Genomic DNA, 18,481 nt, shown 5'->3' with positions numbered 1-18,481 from the left:
CACATTCCTGACGGCTGCCCTGCCGCACTGAAGGCGGCTTTGTGCGGGCCGAGGAGTTGCCAACAATCCGCGATGGCGCGCTTCTGCTCGAGAGTTAGATCCAAGCCTGGCAGCCCACCTGAGATCAGAACTGCAACGGAACTTACACTTCAATCAGGTGCACATATAGTCGCCATTTTAATTGAATTACCCTGCTCGACCGCTGGCAGCAGTTGCCCTCACCTGAGCTGATCGGCATCGCAATTCACTGCGGTGTCACCGCGCCAACAGATGCTTCCGCCTACTCTCTGTGCTTCAGCACAGGGGAGCTCATCGTTCACACCGATACAGTTTCGAAGCGCAACCAATTTCGCGCGCAATTACCTGGGGTGACACCCAAAACCGTGCAATGGAGATGAAGGATATTGGACGCGATGGGTGACACGCTCCGTCGACGTGAATCACGTCTTGAGCGTTCAAGAACCTTACCAGGTCGTCACGCTGGACCGGGCCGCCGCGGTAACCGGCAAGAAGTTCAGAACACGGTACCAGCAAGCGAGAGACAGTGGCGCCGTCTGCAACTAACAAGCGCAGGAAGCGGTAAGTATCTTCTCCGGGGTGGTGGTCGTTCTGGCCGTCCAAGGCTATAGAGTGAACAGTCTTGACCTTCGGAGCTATCGCAGTGCCGGTGGTATCGGACTATGGCTGCTGGATTATTTGCGATGGCCGACGCTCTCGCTGGCAGATGGATGGTCGTCAGACCAGACGGGCATTGAGAACGAATTATCAATCAGATAATGATGACTTCGTGCCCGCACACGCAGGGATCAATAGGTAGCCGTTGACACTCAGGCCACGCGAAATCAGAAGCTTATGACCTTCCTACTCCGATTACTCCGCTTTTCGCCATCGGACAAAGGAAGAGCTCGCGTAAGTCACTGAAAGGATTGGAGCGGGAGACCGGGATCGAACCGGCGACGTTCAGCTTGGGAAGCTGACATTCTACCACTGAATTACTCCCGCTCATGGGAGGGACACCAACAGAATAACAGATCTGGTCAAGCGCGCATTACCGCACCAGCGGGTCCTCTACCCAGGGCGGGGTCGCGGCGATCAGGCGACCCAGTTCGGGATCCACACGGTCCATCTCCACCTTCATGCGCCAGGCTACATCGCGGTAGCTGAAATGGCCCTTGACCCCGCTGCGCAGCTTGGCGATGTACTCGGCTTCGGCGAAGTCCATCTTGAACAGAAAGCGGCCTTTCGCGGCGAACGGCAACAGGTAATGTGCCGTCCCGGCCGGCAGTTGCTCCGCCGCTGCCTGGGCCTCCCGCAACGCGGTTCGATAGATGGATTCCAAACCGGCCTCGACCAGCCCCTGGGGCACCGCGAAGCCGTGCTGCCAGGTGAACGCCTGCCGCGTCTGGTGACAGCGCCGGTGGCGATGCATGTCGCGGTAGGCTCCAATGTCGATCAGCATGTCGAAGGCGTAGGGCCCACCCCGGAACTCGCGCAGCAGCTCGTCCCGCCGGGCCCGGGCGCGCAGGGCGACCTCCAGGACTTCCGCCTGGCGGGCGCGGCCCCATTCGCTGACCGTCTCGTGCAACTCCTGGAAGGGCCGGTCCGTCACGGCGTACAGCAGCGTGGCCGCAATGTCGGCCAAAGGATCCGCCGTTTTGGTCAGGACCACCGCGTGCGGCGTCTCGCCCGATGCGATTGGCAGATTCTCCGCCGCCCACTGCGCCAGGTCCGCCCGGGCCTGCCCGGGGTAGGGATCCGGATCGACATACTTGGCGAGTGTCGGCGCCAGAGCCTCTTCCTGGACATCCGTACGCCAGGGACAGTGCGGGGTCTCGGCGCACGCCTGGGCCGCTTCCTCCGCTACCGCCCGCACTTCTCCATACTCCGAGCTGCGCATGCGCCGGATCTGTTTCTCCAACGTGCGGATGCTGGTCACCTGGCCCACACCAGTCGGAATGCCCAGGAAGAGGACATAGCGGGCGACATCAAACGCGCGGGCCGCAATGTTCCGCTGATAGGCATCCGGCTTCATTGATTCCGGCCGCGGGAGTTTGGCGCTGAGGGCCTCGACCATGCGGCCGTGGATCTCGCGGTAAGTCTCCAGCAACCGGCGGCCGGCGGCCTGATAGGTTTCCGTTTGCACCGCATCCAGCCCAGGGGGCGTCACAAAGCCGGAGCGCGAAAAATCCTGATAGCGCGACGACCGTGCCTGGCCATCCCACAACTGCTCGTCCTCGATCTCGATGGCGGCGATTTCACTGACGCCTTCCCAGGAGAGCGCCACGTGCCCCAAATCGGCGATGGACGCGTGGCCGTACTGGAAGTAAAAACTCTCCAGAAACTTGGAGGAGTCGTGGCTTTTCACCCAGTCGATCGACTGTTGGATGGAGTCCGGCGACCGGCTGTAGCGGGCCAGGGCATAAGCCAGTTTCTCGGGCGGCATGGGCCCGACGGTGATCACTCGTCTCGCTGCTGGTTCGTTGGGCAAACAGCTATGATAGCGAAGACTACCTCATGAAGATTCGCATTAACCGGCTCCATGCCGACGCCGAATTGCCCGTTTACGCGCACGGCGCGGAGGAAGACGCGGGCATGGACCTGAAATCCCTGGCAGATATTGTCCTGGAGCCCAATCGTCCCGCGCTCGTGCCCACAGGCTTGTCCATTGAACTGCCCCCGGGGTATGAAGCGCAGCTGAGACCGCGCAGTGGCCTGGCGCTGCGCCACGCGATTACGCTGCCGAATGCCCCGGCCACCATTGATCCGGGCTATCGCGGCGAAATCCGGGTCATCCTGCTGAATCTCGGCACTGCTCCGTATCAGATCGTCAAGGGGGACCGGATTGCGCAGATGGTGATCGCCCGCTATGAGGCCATTGAGTGGGAAGAGGGCGGATTGAACGAGTCGACCCGGGGTTCGGGCGGATTCGGTTCCAGTGGAAGGTAGCGGCCCGGTGGGTGACAGCAGGGTGGGTTTGGTGGACGGCGAGGGATTCGAACCCTCGACCCCCGCATTGCGAACGCGGTGCTCTCCCAACTGAGCTAGCCGCCCACGCGTGCTGTCTTTCTCAATATACCACGTCATTTTCCGGATGGCCCGCCGGGTACAATCAAAGTGAGTCTTATGGAGTCACAGAAACTGGAACAGACGCTCGACAAGATGCGCCGCGACTGGGACGAACGCGCCCGGGAGAACGCCCGCTTCTATGTCAACACCGAACGCACGGACTGGACCGATCAGGACTTCTACGCCTCAGGTGAACGCACCTTCGCGGAAGAGATTCTGACCGATCTCACCAACATCTGCCAGGGCAAAGACCCGCGCCAGATGCGGGTGCTGGAAATCGGCTGCGGCGCCGGCCGCGTGACCCGGGCCCTGTCGAAATACTTTGGCGAAGTGCATGCTGTCGACGTGAGCGGCGAAATGGTCGCGCTGGCCACTGAGGCGGTGAAGCCGTTCCCCGGCGCGCATGCCTACCAGAACAACGGCATGGACCTCTCGGTGATCCCCGTCGCCGACTTCGACTTCGCCTTCTCCACCATCGTCTTCCAGCACATTCCCAGCCGCGAGGTGATCTACAACTACGTGGCGGAAGTGAGCCGGTTGCTGCGCCCCGGTGCGTTGTTCAAGTTCCAGGTGCAGGGCGACCCCACGCTGCAGACGGAAGTCGACGACACCTGGCTGGGTGTGCCGTTCTCCGACGAGCAGGCCGTGGAAATGGCGGAAAAGTGCGGCTTCGAGCCGCGCTATCGGCATGGGGCCGGGCAGCAGTATTTCTGGCTTTGGTTCTTTAAGCGCTAGTTAGCGGGCCGATTTGGGCGCCATGCGCCAGCGTGTGCCATTGGGCTGGTAGGCGATCTTCAGCAGTTCATCCAACGCGTACCGGATGTGCTGGCGGATCGCCTCATCCGCCACCAGGATGTCGCCGGAACAGAGTGCCTCCGCCAATTCGGAATGGTATCTCTGCGGCAGCGGGTGCACCTGGGCCGCCGTATCCGACAGCCAACTGAACAGCAGATCCTGCTCGCGCTCAATCGACTGCCGCAACAGAGCGCAGCCGCCGATCTCGGCCACCCGCAGGTGGAATTTCACGTGGTAGACACGCACCGAGAGACGGAATTCGTGATCCGTATCGGACCCGTCGCAGCACGCATAGAGGTGATCCAGGTGCTTCGCCATGCGTAGGATTTCGGCCTTGTCCTTGGGCGTCGCGCGTTCAGCGAACAGGCGCGCGGACTGGCTTTCCAGCGCTTCGCGGAGGAGATAGCGGTCTTTGACCTCGTCGCGGCTGGGCGTCCTGACGCGGGTACCCACCCGAGGCCGGCTCTCCAGCAGGCCATCGTTCACCAGCCGCTGCAGCGCCTCGGCGACCGGCAGCAGGCTCATCCCGAACTCGTCGGCCAACCTGCGCCGGGAGAGAGCGGCGCCTGGAGGGTAGTCCCCCTTCAGGATGCGCTCCCTCACCAGGCGGTAAGCCTTCTGCGCCAGGGTGTTCTCCTGGTGCACCGCACGCACCCCCTGCTCCGTCTGTGGACTACGAACGGGTTGGGTGCGAGCGGGTTGCGTGCTCATTCGATTGTCACTGTGAAGTCTACTTCATCAGAAACGGCCACTTCCACAGCCAATGGTACCCATATTTCGTCAGGGCCAGCCAGAGCAGTCCGCCGATGATCGCGGCCAGCACCAGCACGCCGTAGAGGACTCGATGCCATGGGAACTTCTTGCCTTCGCGGCTGAGTACCAGCAGGTGGCTGGCGAAGACACCGGCGAAGTACAGCAGGATCATCGGAGCCGCGAAGATCGTCAGATTCACGGCATCCGGCGTCGGAGTGATCACCGCGGCCAGGATCACAATGATCAGGATGGCGTAGCGGGAGTGCGCCAGCAGGAATCTTGGCGACGCGATACGCAGCAGGGTGAGGAAGAAGATCAGGACGGGCAGCTCAAATACCAAGGCCACGCCCAGGATCACGTTCACGAAAAGATCGGTATATTCGGTGATCGAGACCACCGGCTTCACGCCGTGGCCCACGCCGATGCCCAGCAGGAAGGCGAGGCCGAAGCGGAATGCCACGAAGTAGGCGAAAGCACCGCCTGCGATGAACAGGCCGGCCGTCGTGAAGATGAACGGCGTGGCCAGCCTTCGTTCCTTCTTGTACAGGCCCGGCGCGATAAAGGCCCAAACCTGGTACAGAATCCACGGGGAGGCGATGAACAAGGCGCAGATCACAGGGATCTTCACCCAGATAATACTGAAACCCTCAATGGGCGTAATCTGCGCCAAATCTTCGGGTAAACCCAATTGTTTCAGCGCGCTGGCGGCCGGTTCGCGAACAGCGTCCCACAGTTTGTCGGTGTAAAACAGGCAGACGCCAAATGCCACGCCCAACCCCATAAGGGCTCGAATGAGACGGAATCGCAGCTCTTCCAGGTGCTCCAGGAAGGACATGCGCAGCATGCCGTCATCTTCCTCGTCGTCTTCATCAGGGTCTGCGGTCTTTGGGGGTGCGGGCGGGGCTGGAGGCGCGGCAGCAGTCACGGGCGCCGGAGTAACGGCGGTCACCGGCGTGATTTCCGCCGGTACCGCCGTCACTTCTTCAGCCAGGCCATCTTCCTTGGCGTACGGGTCAAGATTCCCGGACGTGGATGCGGGCGTCAGACGCCCATCGTGCTCCGGGTCAAGCTCCGGACGTGGTTCTTGCGGGTCGTTGGTATGATCCGGCATTTCCGGCATTCGCGTACTGCGTGTTCCTGATTTGTGACCGGACTTGTGCTAGCGGGCTGCCGACGACTCCGTGGAGGAACTTTCCGGCGTCGCGGAGACTGTCGTGCCGGATGTGGGCACAGCGCCTTCGGCCGCTTTCAAGTTTGGAGCCGCTTCGGCCACCTCTGTGGCGGCCGCACCGGTGCTGTCAGCGCCCTGAATTGCGGAAGCGCTTACGGCGGTAGAATCCGTACTTGTCGTTGTTGACGCATCGCCCGATTCCGGATACCCGTAGGCACCGTAGTCGTACGACGAATCGTAGTTGTAGTAACTCGTGTCGTTGACCGTATCGTTGGTAATCTGGGCGAGCGACTCAGTCTCCTTGCGGATCTCCTGAGTTTCTTTCTCCAGATTGGCCATTTCGCGCTGCCAGGTGTCCTTCAAATCGTTGGAAGCCCGGCGGAACTCACTGATGGCCTTGGCGATGTTTTTACCGACCTCGGGCAACTTCTTCGGCCCGAAGAGCAGCAGGACCAACACGAATATGACAAGGGTCTCTTGCCAGCCTAGCGGACCCATCCAGGGAACTCCTTCTCGACCTTATCTACCAGAGATGATAGCGAACCCAGGGAACCCACTCAACCATCGTCCGGACGGGTACTCCCCCTTCGCCGCCTGATTCCTACAGTGGAAAGACCTCCAAACGGTCCGGATCAAAGCGAATCTGGCGTTTCTCGACATAGGATTGCACCGCCAGGAGTGGCGGCAAAATCGAGATGGAAGCTACTCCGCAGTCCCCGTTCGGGTGCTTTCTCGACTTGCAGCAATCCAGAAAGTTCCGTACGTGATCGGCCGTGATGTCCCCCGGAGTGCGCTTCACCACCGGTTGGGCACCCTTCTCGGCCGACAGGAATTCATACCGGTTCCTGTTCACGAACAACCGGCCTTTGTCCCCATAGAAGGTGATGCCGTACTCCGGCGGGTTCCCATACGCGTTTGACTGGAACAGAGTGGAGAAGCCGTCGTACTCGAAGAGCGCGTTGCAGGTGTCCGGAGCCGTCCGGCCGTCCTTGAAGTCGTAATAGATGCCGCCGGCGAAACTGGCGGTGCGCGGGGCCCGTTCCCCCATATACATGTGGACTACGTCCATCCAGTGATGGCCGAAGTCGGTCATCTTCCCACCATTGAAGTCGAGGTAGGCGCGGAAATTGAGGTACTGGCCCGGATCCCAGTCCCGATACTTCACCGGACCCAGGAAGCGGACCCAGTCCAGATTTGAGGGTTTCTCGGCCGGCTCCGTCACCATGCGCCGGGTCACGCCGCCGTGCCAGATCGCGTCGATGTGGGAGATGGTCCCGAGCTTCCCCGTGCGCACGAACAGCTCCAACGGTTCGATATAGATGGGGCCTGAGCGCTGTTGCACGCCAATCTGGAGAATCCGGTCGTTGATCCGCGCCGCCTTCACCATCAGCGGAGCTTCCTCCCGCGTGCGGCACATGGGCTTCTCGACGTATACGTCCTTGCCCGCGTTCATGGCGTCCACGGCGTGCGCCTTGTGCCAGTGGTCGGGCGAGCCGATCAGAACCGCGTCCACTTCCTTCAGCGCCAGCAGATCCTCATGAGCGCCGAAGGTCTTTGTCCCCGGCGCCTTCTGCTGCGCCTCGTCGATCCGGGCGGGGTACACATCGCAAAGCGCCCGCACCTCGACGTCCGAGTTCTTCTGGAACAGCGTCATTACGTAGGTGCCGCGGCCGCCAGTACCGATGACACCGAGCCCGATCCTGTCGTTCGCGCCCATCACACGCGAGTAGGAGAGCGCGGTCAACGCCGCCCCCTTGGCTGCTTCACGCCGGGTGATCATACTGAGTGCTCCTTGCCGGGCTGTCCTGCTTGCGATCGTTCACGGCTCAGGTCTTCGGCTTCCGTTCGGGCCAGTGGCGCAGCGGTCCCGAACCGCCTGGAAATTGCGGTCTTTCGACAGACCCTCGCTGCGATTGAACGATTCACGGTCGATGACATTTTACATGTTTGCCGACCTGACGCCACTGGCCCTTCGTATATAAGTGGAGAACCACTATGCCCAACCTCGTGTCTGAAGTTCGTCTGGCAGTACGCTCACTGGCCCGCAGCCGCGGTTTCGCCCTGGCCGCGATCGCCTGCCTGGCGCTCGGAATTGGCGCCACCACTGCGATCTTCAGCGTGGTGAATGCCGTCCTTCTACGCCCGTTGGCCTACAAGAACCCCGATGGACTGGCGCGCATCTACACGGAGTTCCCCAAGTTCCCAAATGGCGGCCTGCGGCGCTTCTGGACTTCCGGTCCGGAGTTCCTGGAGCTGCGGCGCGACCTCAGAAGCTGGCAGTCGATCGACGCCTGGCGGCTGGGCGGGGTGAACCTCTCCGGCTCCAATGAGCCGCTGCGCATCGTGGCCGGATTCGTCAGCGGCGGCCTGATGGAGACGCTGGGCGTGCAGCCTCGGCTGGGACGCGTGCTCACGCCATCCGACGACGTCCCCGGAGCCAACCCGGCCGTGGTCCTCAGCGCCGGACTCTGGAACCGGGCGTTCGGCAGCGATCCCAATATTCTGCATCGCGAGGTCTGGCTGGACGGCCGGAAGGCGAACGTCATCGGGGTGATGCCCGAAGGCTTCCAGTACCCGCCCGGCGAAACGGAACCGGCGGAGATGTGGAGCGCGCTGCAGCTCGATCCGGCGCGGCCCGGCAATCGCGGCGGGCACAACTTCAACCTGCTGGGCCGCCTGAAGGCGGGCACCAACCTGGAGCAGGCGCGCCAGGAGGCTGCGCAATACGTCCGGGCCACCGGCCAAAAGGAGCGCGCCACCCCGAACCAGCACATGCTCGACCCCGAGGGCCACCCCCTGGTGATGTTCGGATTGCAGGAAGAGGTCACCGGCAGCGTCAAACCCGCCCTGCTCGCGATGTTCGCCGCCGTGGGTTTCGTGCTTCTCATCGCCTGCGGCAACGTCGCCAACCTGTTGCTGGCCCGGGCGGAGTCCAGACAGCGCGAGATTGCCGTGCGCCGGGCGATGGGCGCCTCCACGGCGGGCCTCATCCGCCAGTTCGTGGTCGAGGGCATCCTGCTCTCGCTGGGCGGGGCAGTGGCGGGCCTGGCCCTTGCATTCGGCTGCCTGAAGCTGATCCTCTCCGCCGCCGGCGCCAGCCTGCCGCGCGCGACGGAGATCGGGGTGGACCCAACGGTGCTGGCCTTCACCATCGGCATCTCCATCTTCACCGGCATCTTCTTCGGCTTTGCGCCCCTGGTCCAATCGCTGCCCAGGCCGCTGGCCGAGACGTTGAAGGCAGCCGGAGGCCGCACTACCGCCACCCGCGAAGCGCATTTCCTGCGGCGGCTCATGATTACCTCTGAAATCGCGCTCGCCCTGGTGCTGCTTATCGGCGCCGGGCTCATGATGAGCGCCTTCTGGAAACTCCAGACCGTGCGCAGCGGCGTCCAGCCCGAGCATGTCATGACGCTGCGCGTCGCACTGCCGCGAGAGCTCTACCGCCAACCCGCCGACATCCTCGCCTTCTGGGCGAAACTCGAGCAGCGGACGCGGACCCTGCCCGGCGTTTTGAATGCAGCCGTGGTGAATGGCCTGCCGCCCATCCGTCCGGTGAATGCCAACGATACGCAGATCGAGGGCTTCGTGCAAAAGCAGGGCGGGCCCATCCAGAACATCGACTACTGGAACGGCGTGGGCGTGAATTACTTCTCCACCCTCGGCATCCAGCTCGTGGAAGGCCGCTTCTTCAACGAGAGCGACGGGGCGGCCAGCCAGCCGGTGCTGATCATCAACGAAACCCTGGCGCGCATCTACTACCCCGGCCAAAGCCCCATCGGCAAGCGCATGCGGCCCGGCTTCGACGACCCCTGGAGAACCATCGTGGGCGTCGTAGCGGACGTGAAGAACGCCGGGCTCGATAAGCCGGCCGGCACGGAACTCTACTTCCCGATGCCCCAGACCGAAGGCAACTTCCGTTCGGCTTCCGTGGTTGCGCGCACCCAGGGCGACCCGGTCCAGATGGTCTCCGCGCTGCGCGGGGTCATCCAGGAGCTCGATCCGGCGCTGCCCGTCTCGGCCGTCATGCCGATGACCGAAGTCATGGCGAAAGCCCAGGCACGCCCGCGGTTCCTGACGCTGCTGATCGGGCTTTTCTCCGCCGTGGCTCTCGGTTTGGCAGCCCTCGGCATCTATAGCGTGATGGCGTACTCCGTCGCGCAGAGAACCAACGAGTTCGGCATTCGGATGGCGATGGGCGCGCTGCAGGGCGACGTGCTCCGCCTGGTGCTGCGGCAGGGGCTCATTCTGGGCGTGTCCGGGGTCGGGATCGGCGCCGCGGGCGCATTGATCCTCAGCCGGCTGCTGCGTGGATCGCTCTACGGCGTGGGAGCCTTCGACCCGCTCCCGTTCATCGGCATGAGCGTCCTGCTGCTCGCTGTTACCGCGCTGGCCTGCCTGTCGCCGGCCTTGCGTGCCACGCGTGTCGATCCCGTCATCGCGTTGCGTTACGAATAGCGTCCAGCCTCAATCCAGCGCCTGGCGGACCATCCGCAGAAGGTCGTCAGGCGCGAACGGTTTCGCCAGATAGGCCAGATTCGGCTCCAGCACGCCACGGCTGACGATCACCGCCTCCGTGTAGCCCGACGTATACAGGACCTTCAAGCCGGGCAACTGCTCGCCCAGCTTCTCCGCCAGAGCGCGCCCGTTCATGCCGGGCATCACCACATCCGTCAGCAGCAGATCGATGCGGCCAGGGGGTTGGCTTGCCAGCCGCAACGCCTCTTCGCCGCTGCTGGCGGGCAGGACACGGTAGCCATGCGCTTCCAGCACGGTGACCATGAACGACCGGACTTCGTCCTGGTCCTCGACAACCAGAATCGCCTCGCTTCCTGACGGCGCGGCCACCTGTGCCTGCGGCCTGGGCAGAGGCTCCGCCCCTGTTTCCAGGGCGGGCAGGTAAATCTTGAAGGTTGTGCCCTCAGCGGGTTCGCTGTAGACCCAGATGGACCCGCCTGCCTGCTTGATCATGCCGTACACCGTGGCCAGCCCGAGCCCGGTTCCGTGCCCCACCGGCTTCGTCGTGAAGAACGGCTCAAAGATGCGGCGGCGCGTCTCCTCGTTCATGCCAATGCCGGTATCGCTCACCGACAGCTCCACATAACGGCCCGGCTCGATCTCCGCGTGTTCCCGCGCGTAGCCGGCCCCCAGCACAACCGCGGACGTCCCGATCTCGAACCGGCCGCCGGCCGCCATCGCGTCCCGCGCATTGGCCGCCAGATTCAGCAGAACCTGGCTGACCTGTCCCGCGTCGGCCATCACGGCGGGCAACCCCGGCTGCAAGCTCGTCGAAAGCGCCACGTCCTCACCGAGGATCCGCTGCATCATGCTGAGCGTGTCGCGCACCACCTCGTTCAGCGAGATGGCCCTGGGCTGAATCAGATTTTTGCGACTGAAGGCCAGCAACTGGCTGGTGAGCGCCGCCGCGCGATCGCCCGCCTTCACCATCTGCTCCACCCACTCTGGAGTCGACTCCGGCTGCGTGCCGTCGAGGATCATGCGCCCATAACCGCTGATCACCGTCAGCAGATTATTGAAATCGTGCGCGATGCCACCGGCCAGCCGGCCCACGGCTTCCATCTTCTGCGACTGCCAGAACTGCTCCTGGATCGCCTGTACCCGGCCCTCGGCCTTCTCCCGCTCCTCGATCTCGGCCTGCAGCGCCGCATTGGCGCTGTGCAGTCCCTCATTCGCCGCGGCGAGCGCGCCCGCCTGGCCCGCCAACGCCAGTTCCGCCGCCCGGCGGCGCCGGATGTTCACCAGGAGAAACAAAATGATCACGGCTTCCACCGCCACGGCGCTGGCCGCGAGCCAGATCGCCCGCCGGTTGTCCGAATAGAATGAACCGGGACGGTTGAGAATCCGGCTGCCGGCCGGCAAAACACGGTCCTCAAATCCGAATCGGACCAGTTGCGCGTAATCGAAGACATACCGCTCTCGCGCGTGCTTCTCGATGGGGATGCGATCGGGCGGAGTGCCGTTGAGCAACTGGACCAGCTTCCGGCCGGCAATCAAACCATGGGCGAACCCTGCGTTATCGTTGGCCCCGACGATGCCCTGGCCCAGCGCGCTGATGGAGGGGCTGTAAACGGGACCCGCCGATGCCTGCGCAATGCGCCGCTGTGCCTCCGCGCGTTCGAGATATTCCTCCGTCCTGTCACGAGTGAACGCGGTGAGAATGACGATGTCGTTCTTGTCCACCTTGCCCATGCGAGACACAATCTCATTCAGGGTCAGTTCGGCTCCATCCACAAACTGGAATCGCAACCGCGGCCGCTGCGCCGCAATCTGCTCGAAGCCCGACTTCTGATGGTTGCCTAGCGGTGAGTTGTCGCTCACCACCCAAACCGCACCCGCACCTGGGTTGAACTTCAAGGCCAGGTCGAGAATCGCACTCACCTGGAAATCTTCCAGTACACCCGTGAACTGCGCGCGGGGCAGTTGATCGGCGAGCGGCCAATCGTTCAGGCCGCAGAACACCACGGGAGCCGCCCCGAACGCATCAGTGCCGTGCTGCTTCATGAACTGGATCGCGTCGTCATCCGACGCCACCACCGCGTCCAGCTTGCGGCCGTGGTACTTGCTCGCGAGGAATGTCCTGAAGGCCAGCGTGGGCCCGTCGCCGGATACCCGTTTCCGGTCCATGTTCTCGGTCCAGATCTCCACCTGGAACGCCTGTCCGACGACGGCAGAGCGGATTCCGCGCAGCACCTCATCACTCCATTCATAGCCCTCGTGATAAGAGTTCAGGAACAGCACATGTTTCAGCGGAGGACGCTCCGCGCTATAGCCCACGAAGGTCAGCAGGAAAGAGAGCGCCAGCACTGTGGACGCACGACGGGAGCCCCAGCAAAGTGCCCCTCTGCACAGGCCGGCGGTGTTGCGAAAACTAAGCAAAGCTTTCGCCAGCTGTATCAGGTCGAATCCGATAACCTCACAGTCTATTGCGCCCAGTGTATGCGTGGCAACAATAGACTGGGCTCATCCACCGGTCACGCAGTCCCGCCCAGATGCAGGGGAAACCAGGTCCGCCGCGCATTTCCGGCTCGGAACCGTCCTGGCGCATGACATAATGCAAGCGCATGCAAGCCAGCCGGACTCTCCTCGCCATCCCCGCCGTCCTGTCGCTCGTCTGCCCCGTGGCGGCCCAGCACGATTACCCTGTCAAGCCGGTGCCCTTCACCGCGGTCCACGTCAACGACGTCTTCTGGGCGCCCCGCATCGAGGTCAACCGCGCCGTCACCATTCCCTTCGCCTTCGAGAAATGCGAAGAGACCGACCGGGTGGAGAACTTCATCCGCGCAGCCAAGGCTCTGCAGGGCCAGGGTTTCAGCGATAAGATCCCGGGCTTTCCTTTCGACGACACCGACATTTACAAAGTGCTGGAGGGCGCATCCTATGCGCTCAGCGTCCAGCCCGACCCTAAGCTCGACGCCTATCTCGATACTCTCATCGCACACATTGCGGCCGCCCAGGAACCGGACGGCTATCTCTATACCGCACGGACCATGAACCCCGACCACCCTCACAAGTGGTCCAGCCCGCGCCGTTGGGAATCAGAGGGTGTCGACAGCCACGAACTCTACAATCTGGGCCATCTCTATGAAGCCGCCGCCGCCCATTACCAGGCCACCGGCAAACGCAACCTGCTCGACATCGCCCTCAAAACAGCCGACCTGCTCGACCGAACTTTCGGTCCCGGCAAACAGGCCATCTGGCCCGGCCACCAGATCACGGAGATGGGCCTCGTCAAGCTCTACCGCATCACCGGCGAGGAGCGATACCTGAAGCTGGCCAAATTCCTGCTGGACACGCGCGGGCCCGGCCCGGAAAAGGGCGGCGGCCGCGAGTACAACCAGTCGCATGTGAAAGTCGTCGACCAGACCGAAGCCGTGGGCCACGCCGTGCGCGCCACCTACATGTACTCCGGGATGGCCGACGTCGCCGCCATGACCGGCGACACGGCCTATGTCCAGGCGATCGATCGCATCTGGGAAAACGTGGTCTCCCGCAAGCTCTACATCACGGGCGGCATCGGCGCAACCGGCGCGGGCGAGGCGTTCGGCAAAGCCTACGAACTGCCCAACATGAGCGCCTATAACGAGACCTGCGCGGCCATCGGCAACGACTACTGGAACCACCGCCTGTTCCTGCTGCATGCGGATGCCAAGTACATCGATGTGATGGAGCGCACTCTCTACAACGGCCTCATCTCCGGTGTGTCGCTCGATGGCAAGACGTTCTTCTACCCCAATCCCCTCGAGTCCAACGGCCAGCACGCCCGCAGCCCGTGGTTCGGCTGCGCCTGCTGTCCCGGCAACATCACCCGCTTCCTCGCCTCCCTGCCGGGCTACATGTACGCCCAGCACGGCTCCACCCTCTATGTGAATCTCTTTGCCGCCAGCAGCGCCGGCATCGACCTGGAGGGAGTGGGCAAGGTGAAGGTTACCCAGCAGACCCGCTACCCCTGGGAGGGCGCCGTGAAACTCACGGTCGAGCCAGCCAGGCAGGGAGCCTTCAGCGTCAACGTGCGGATCCCGGGCTGGGCTCGCGGGGAAGCCGTTCCCAGCGATCTCTACCGCTTCGCCGAGCCGTCCGCGCCCGCCGCCAGCATCAAGGTGAACGGCCAACCCGTCCCCATGAAGCTCGTGAGCGGCTATGTCGCGCTCGATCGCACGTGGCGCGCCGGCGACGTCATCGAACTGAACCTGCCCATGCCCATTCGCCGCGTGCTGGCGAACGACCAGGTTGCCGCCGACCGCGGCCGTGTCGCGTTGCAGCGTGGTCCTCTCGTCTATACCGCGGAGTGGCCCGACAACCCCGAAGGCCGCGTCCGTAATCTGGTGCTGCCCGTCCATGCCAGCCTGGCCGCGGAGTTCAAGCCTGAACTGTTGGGCGGAGTCACCGTGATCCGCAGCACCGCCCAAGCCCTCGCCTACGATGCCCAGGGCCGCGTCACCAGAAAATCGCAGCCCTTCACCGCCATCCCTTACTTTGCCTGGGCCAATCGCGGCAAAGGCCAGATGACCGTCTGGCTGCCCGTAAACGATGCCGCCGCCCGCCCCTTGCCATACCCAACGGTAGCCACCACAAGCCGGATCACTACCTCCGGCAAGAAAGACCCCAAAACGATGATCGATGGGGAACAGCCGGAATCCTCGAGTGATCCCTCCTCCTATTTCGACTGGTGGCCCACCAAGGGCACGACGGAGTGGGTGGAACTGGCATTTGAGAAAACCGCCACGGTCTCGGAGAGCCAGATCTACTGGTTCGACGACACTGGCCATGGCGAAGTGCGCGTACCCGCTTCGTGGCGACTGCTCTACAAGAAGGGCGATGCCTGGGTGCCGGTGGAAGGCGCGGCCGGCTTCGGGACCGCCAGGGACACTTTCAATCGCATTACGTTCCAGCCCGTCACTACCCAGGCACTCCGCCTGGAAGTGACCCTGCAGCCCAACTGGTCAGCCGGCCTGCAGGAGTGGAAGGTCCGCTAGACCTTCCACTCCCACGCGACTTCACAGTTCCTTCATCATCTGCTCGGCCACCTGGGCAGCGGCCAATGACGGAGCCTTGCCCACGCGGAACAGCAGCTTCCAGTTGTTCGGACGCCGTTCGTAGTCCGGCTTGACGAACTTCCGCACTCCTGCCGTCGTGGTCTGCGCTTCATAGTCGACGCTGCGCGCCAGCTTTACAAACTCCGCCAGTTTCTTCTTCAGCACCGGATGCAACGCGTACTGGTTGTAGTTCTTCTGCTGCTCTTCCTTGGCCGCGGCGTCTCCACCGGCCTGCAGGTCCGCCCAATTGTCAGGGCCGCCCAACTCGCTGCTCTTCAGCACGGCATAGCCTTTCCGGAACTCCTCCGGATTGCTCTGCTGCAGCGCCTTCAACGAGTTTCCCTTCGCCAGGATCTTCTTATATTTCGCGGCGTCGCTGCCTGTCGCCGCCGCGCTCTGCTTCCAGTTCTCCAGATCCTGGTCGAACATCAGCTTCAGGCTCGCCGCATCCATCTGGCTGTACGACTTGGCCATCTGGATACCCACCTGCCTCTGCATGTCCGCCATCATCGCGTCGGGGTTCTTGGACGCCGCCTTTATCTTTTCTTCCTGGCTCTGGATCTTCAGGCCATGGTTGACGGCGTTGTAGCGTTTCTTGATGTACTCGTCGTGCGCCGCCTCGAAAGCGGGTGAGAGGACCAGGGCTTTCGCCACGGCGGCCACCTCGCGCACGGCCTGCGCCCGCTCCTCCTCCGTCATGCCCTTCAGTGCCTTGCGGGCCGTACTGGTGCCATAGGGCAGTTCCCCCAGGTAGTCCTTGCGGCACTCCTGCTCGGCGATGCGCTGGATGTCCGCATCCTTCAATCCCAGGCGCAGCAGGGCGCCGTCCCAGGCGTAGCTGCTCGTGATCAGCGCGCCGAATCCAAGCGTCAGCCAGATGTTGCGTTTCATTTGAGCTCCCACCGTAAACGCGGCACCAGCTTCAAAACCGGATCAAATTTCTAGGGATCTGAGGTTCGCTGCGGGCGCCGGCTGCTTCGGACCCGGCCCGCCCGATCCCACTGCCATCGTCCGATACGCCCATGAGAGCTGCCCGAATACCGTAGAATCGTACATTCCGAATGCTTTTCTACGCTCTTACCATTTTCCTCAGCGCCTTTCTGCTGTTTCAGGTCCAGCCGATCATCGCCAAAATGATCCTGCCCTGGTTTGGGGGCACCGCCGCCGTGTGGGCCACCTGCCTGCTTTTCTTTCAGTCGGCGTTGCTTCTCGGTTATTTCTATTCGCACGGCCTGGTGAAGCGGCTCAAGCCGAAGCAGCAATGGATACTCCACGCCAGCCTGCTGCTGGTGTGCCTCGCACTGCTTCCCATTACGCCCTCCGCGTCGTGGAAGCCGCTTACTCCGGATGCCCCCACGTTCCGCATCCTCGGGTTGCTCGCCGCCACCATCGGCCTGCCTTACTTCCTGCTCTCCACCACCGGCCCACTCATCCAGGCCTGGTACGTTCAATCCAATCCCGGAGCCACCCCATACCGCCTGTTCGCTCTCTCCAACCTTGGTTCCATGCTCGCCCTGCTCAGCTATCCTCCGCTGATTGAGCCGAACCTCACGCTGCATCACCAGGCCTACGTCTGGAGCGGCGGCTTCGCCATCTTCGCCGTGCTGTGTATCTTTACCGGATGGCGCAGCTACCGCACCGCCGTGGTGGCCGAGTCGGTCGCCGCCCCGGAAGAGCCGGCACCCCAGCCGCCCACCCGCTCGCTTTACTTCATGGCCATCGGCCTCTCCGCCGTGCCTTCCATGCTGCTGCTCTCGCTCACCAGCCACATGAGCATGGATCTCGCACCCATTCCCTTCCTGTGGATCCTCCCTCTGGCGCTCTACCTGCTCACCTTCATCCTGTGTTTCGATGCCGAAGGCTGGTACCGCCGCATCTACTTCCTGGCCGCCCTGCCCTTCGCCATCGGCGCCATCGCCTGGCTGATGCGGCTCGACCCCTCGGCCCGCCCTGACGTGCGAATCTGCATCGTCGAGTACTCGTTGTCGTTCTTCATCATCTGCATGTGCTGCCACGGCGAACTGGCGCGGCTGAAACCGCATCCCAAGTTCCTCACCGGCTACTTCCTGATGGTGTCGATCGGCGGAGCCATCGGCGGCGTCTTCGTGGCCCTCATCGCGCCCTACGTCTTCAACGCGAACTACGAACTGCCGCTTTCGCTCGCCTGCGCAGTGGGTATCGCCGCCCTGGTACTGTTCCGTGACGAGGACTGGCCCTTCCGCAAGGATCTGCTCGGCTGGCCCGCCATCGCCCTGTTCACGCTGTCAGCGCTCATCATCGGGGGCCTCGCCCGCGAGATGCGCGAAATGGTCTCCGACAGCATCCTGGTGGCCCGCAATTTCTATGGCGAGCTGCGCGTGAAGCAATATGAGGGCATGTACGACTGGGATGGCCACCGCTCCCTCGTCCACGGCGCCATCAACCATGGCGAAGAGTACACCCACCCGGCGCGCCGCAAGGAGATCGCAACTTACTACTGCCCGGATACCGCATTGGGACTGGTGATGCAGGCCCGTTCCATCGGCAGCGTCCAGCGCGTCGCCGTCATCGGCCTGGGTACGGGCACAATCGCCTCTTACTCCCGCATGGGCGATCTGTACCGCTTCTACGAGATCAATCCTCTCGTGAAGAAGATCGCCTACGAGCAGTTCTGGTATCTCAAGTCAGCCGAAGGCCTGATCGAGATCGATATGGGCGACGCCCGCCTGTCGCTCGAGCGCGAGCCGGTGCAGAACTACGACACCATCGCCGTCGACGCCTTTTCCAGCGACTCCATCCCCGTTCATCTGCTGACGCGCGAGGCCATGCTCCTCTACTTCCACCACCTGAAACCCGACGGAGCCCTCGCCATCCACATCTCCAACCGCTACATCGACCTGAAGCCGGTGCTGGAGCGCGCCGCCAACTCGATCGGCAAGTACGCCCTCGTGGTGGAAACCGATGACGATGAGCAGGAGAAGTGCTACGGCACCACCTGGGTGCTGATCACCGGCAACAAGGACCTGCTCGACCGGCCCGAGTTCAAGAAGGCGGGCGAACCGCCCAAGCCCGCGCCGTGGCTGCCTGTCTGGACGGACGATTACTCCAACATCTACAAAGTTCTGAAGTAGGCGCACACTAGCGGGCTCCCCTTAACCGGGGGACC

The 18,481-nt window shown here is 63.1% G+C and carries 12 protein-coding genes and 2 tRNA genes; 5 read left to right on the top strand and 9 right to left on the bottom strand.

What is annotated here, in order from left to right:
- Window positions 1–927: 927 nt before the first annotated feature.
- Window positions 928–1,002 (bottom strand) — tRNA-Gly (locus IRI77_RS26845).
- 46 nt (window positions 1,003–1,048) lie between these two features.
- Window positions 1,049–2,461, bottom strand: a complete 1,413-nt coding sequence (locus tag IRI77_RS26840) for an FAD-dependent thymidylate synthase (protein ID WP_228486334.1) — start codon at window positions 2,459–2,461, stop codon at window positions 1,049–1,051.
- 53 nt (window positions 2,462–2,514) lie between these two features.
- On the opposite strand from IRI77_RS26840, the gene dut reads away from it, so the two are divergent.
- On the top strand, window positions 2,515–2,946 hold the full coding sequence (dut, locus tag IRI77_RS26835; protein ID WP_194448067.1) for a dUTP diphosphatase: 432 nt from the start codon (window positions 2,515–2,517) through the stop codon (window positions 2,944–2,946).
- A 29-nt stretch (window positions 2,947–2,975) separates the two neighbouring features.
- Here dut and IRI77_RS26830 read toward each other — a convergent pair.
- A tRNA-Ala gene (locus IRI77_RS26830) sits at window positions 2,976–3,051 on the bottom strand.
- A gap of 72 nt (window positions 3,052–3,123) precedes the next feature.
- On the opposite strand from IRI77_RS26830, the gene IRI77_RS26825 reads away from it, so the two are divergent.
- Complete coding sequence (locus IRI77_RS26825; protein WP_194448066.1) at window positions 3,124–3,801, top strand: methyltransferase domain-containing protein; 678 nt, start codon at window positions 3,124–3,126, stop codon at window positions 3,799–3,801.
- Here the strand turns inward: IRI77_RS26825 and IRI77_RS26820 are convergent, their stop codons facing one another.
- The 4 genes from IRI77_RS26820 to IRI77_RS26805 all read right to left on the bottom strand — a co-directional run bounded on the left by IRI77_RS26820 (window position 3,802) and on the right by IRI77_RS26805 (window position 7,565).
- The gene (locus IRI77_RS26820; RefSeq protein ID WP_194448065.1) at window positions 3,802–4,572 is read right to left on the bottom strand and encodes a GntR family transcriptional regulator; all 771 of its coding nucleotides are present in this window, start codon (window positions 4,570–4,572) and stop codon (window positions 3,802–3,804) included. It abuts the gene before it with no gap.
- Window positions 4,573–4,591: 19 nt separating this feature from the next.
- Complete coding sequence (gene tatC, locus IRI77_RS26815) at window positions 4,592–5,725, bottom strand: twin-arginine translocase subunit TatC (RefSeq protein ID WP_228486333.1); 1,134 nt, start codon at window positions 5,723–5,725, stop codon at window positions 4,592–4,594.
- Between the two features lie 48 nt (window positions 5,726–5,773).
- Window positions 5,774–6,244, bottom strand: a complete 471-nt coding sequence (locus IRI77_RS26810; RefSeq protein WP_194448064.1) for a Sec-independent protein translocase subunit TatA/TatB — start codon at window positions 6,242–6,244, stop codon at window positions 5,774–5,776.
- A 142-nt stretch (window positions 6,245–6,386) separates the two neighbouring features.
- Window positions 6,387–7,565: a Gfo/Idh/MocA family protein gene (locus tag IRI77_RS26805; protein WP_194448063.1), complete on the bottom strand. Its 1,179-nt coding sequence runs from the start codon at window positions 7,563–7,565 to the stop codon at window positions 6,387–6,389.
- A 215-nt stretch (window positions 7,566–7,780) separates the two neighbouring features.
- On the opposite strand from IRI77_RS26805, the gene IRI77_RS26800 reads away from it, so the two are divergent.
- Window positions 7,781–10,240 (top strand): ABC transporter permease, encoded by a 2,460-nt coding sequence (locus tag IRI77_RS26800; RefSeq protein ID WP_194448062.1) that lies wholly within the window; start codon window positions 7,781–7,783, stop codon window positions 10,238–10,240.
- A gap of 9 nt (window positions 10,241–10,249) precedes the next feature.
- Here IRI77_RS26800 and IRI77_RS26795 read toward each other — a convergent pair whose 3' ends face one another.
- Complete coding sequence (locus IRI77_RS26795) at window positions 10,250–12,607, bottom strand: ATP-binding protein (protein WP_194448061.1); 2,358 nt, start codon at window positions 12,605–12,607, stop codon at window positions 10,250–10,252.
- Window positions 12,608–12,864: 257 nt separating this feature from the next.
- Here IRI77_RS26795 and IRI77_RS26790 point away from each other — a divergent pair, with 257 nt between their 5' ends.
- Window positions 12,865–15,276 (top strand): glycoside hydrolase family 127 protein, encoded by a 2,412-nt coding sequence (locus tag IRI77_RS26790; RefSeq protein WP_194448060.1) that lies wholly within the window; start codon window positions 12,865–12,867, stop codon window positions 15,274–15,276.
- Window positions 15,277–15,297: 21 nt separating this feature from the next.
- On the opposite strand, the gene IRI77_RS26785 is transcribed toward IRI77_RS26790, so the two are convergent.
- Window positions 15,298–16,227 carry a hypothetical protein gene (locus tag IRI77_RS26785; RefSeq protein WP_194448059.1) on the bottom strand — a complete coding sequence of 310 codons (930 nt, stop codon included), beginning with the start codon at window positions 16,225–16,227 and terminating at the stop codon, window positions 15,298–15,300.
- Window positions 16,228–16,397: 170 nt separating this feature from the next.
- Here IRI77_RS26785 and IRI77_RS26780 point away from each other — a divergent pair, with 170 nt between their 5' ends.
- Window positions 16,398–18,446 carry a fused MFS/spermidine synthase gene (locus IRI77_RS26780; protein ID WP_194448058.1) on the top strand — a complete coding sequence of 683 codons (2,049 nt, stop codon included), beginning with the start codon at window positions 16,398–16,400 and terminating at the stop codon, window positions 18,444–18,446.
- The last annotated feature ends 35 nt before the right edge of the window (window positions 18,447–18,481 follow it).

Source organism: Paludibaculum fermentans (genome assembly GCF_015277775.1).
GTDB classification, from domain to species: Bacteria; Acidobacteriota; Terriglobia; order Bryobacterales; family Bryobacteraceae; genus Paludibaculum; species Paludibaculum fermentans.
The sequence above is the reverse complement of the archived record's forward strand: the minus strand, read 5'-3'. Positions and strand labels throughout refer to the sequence as shown.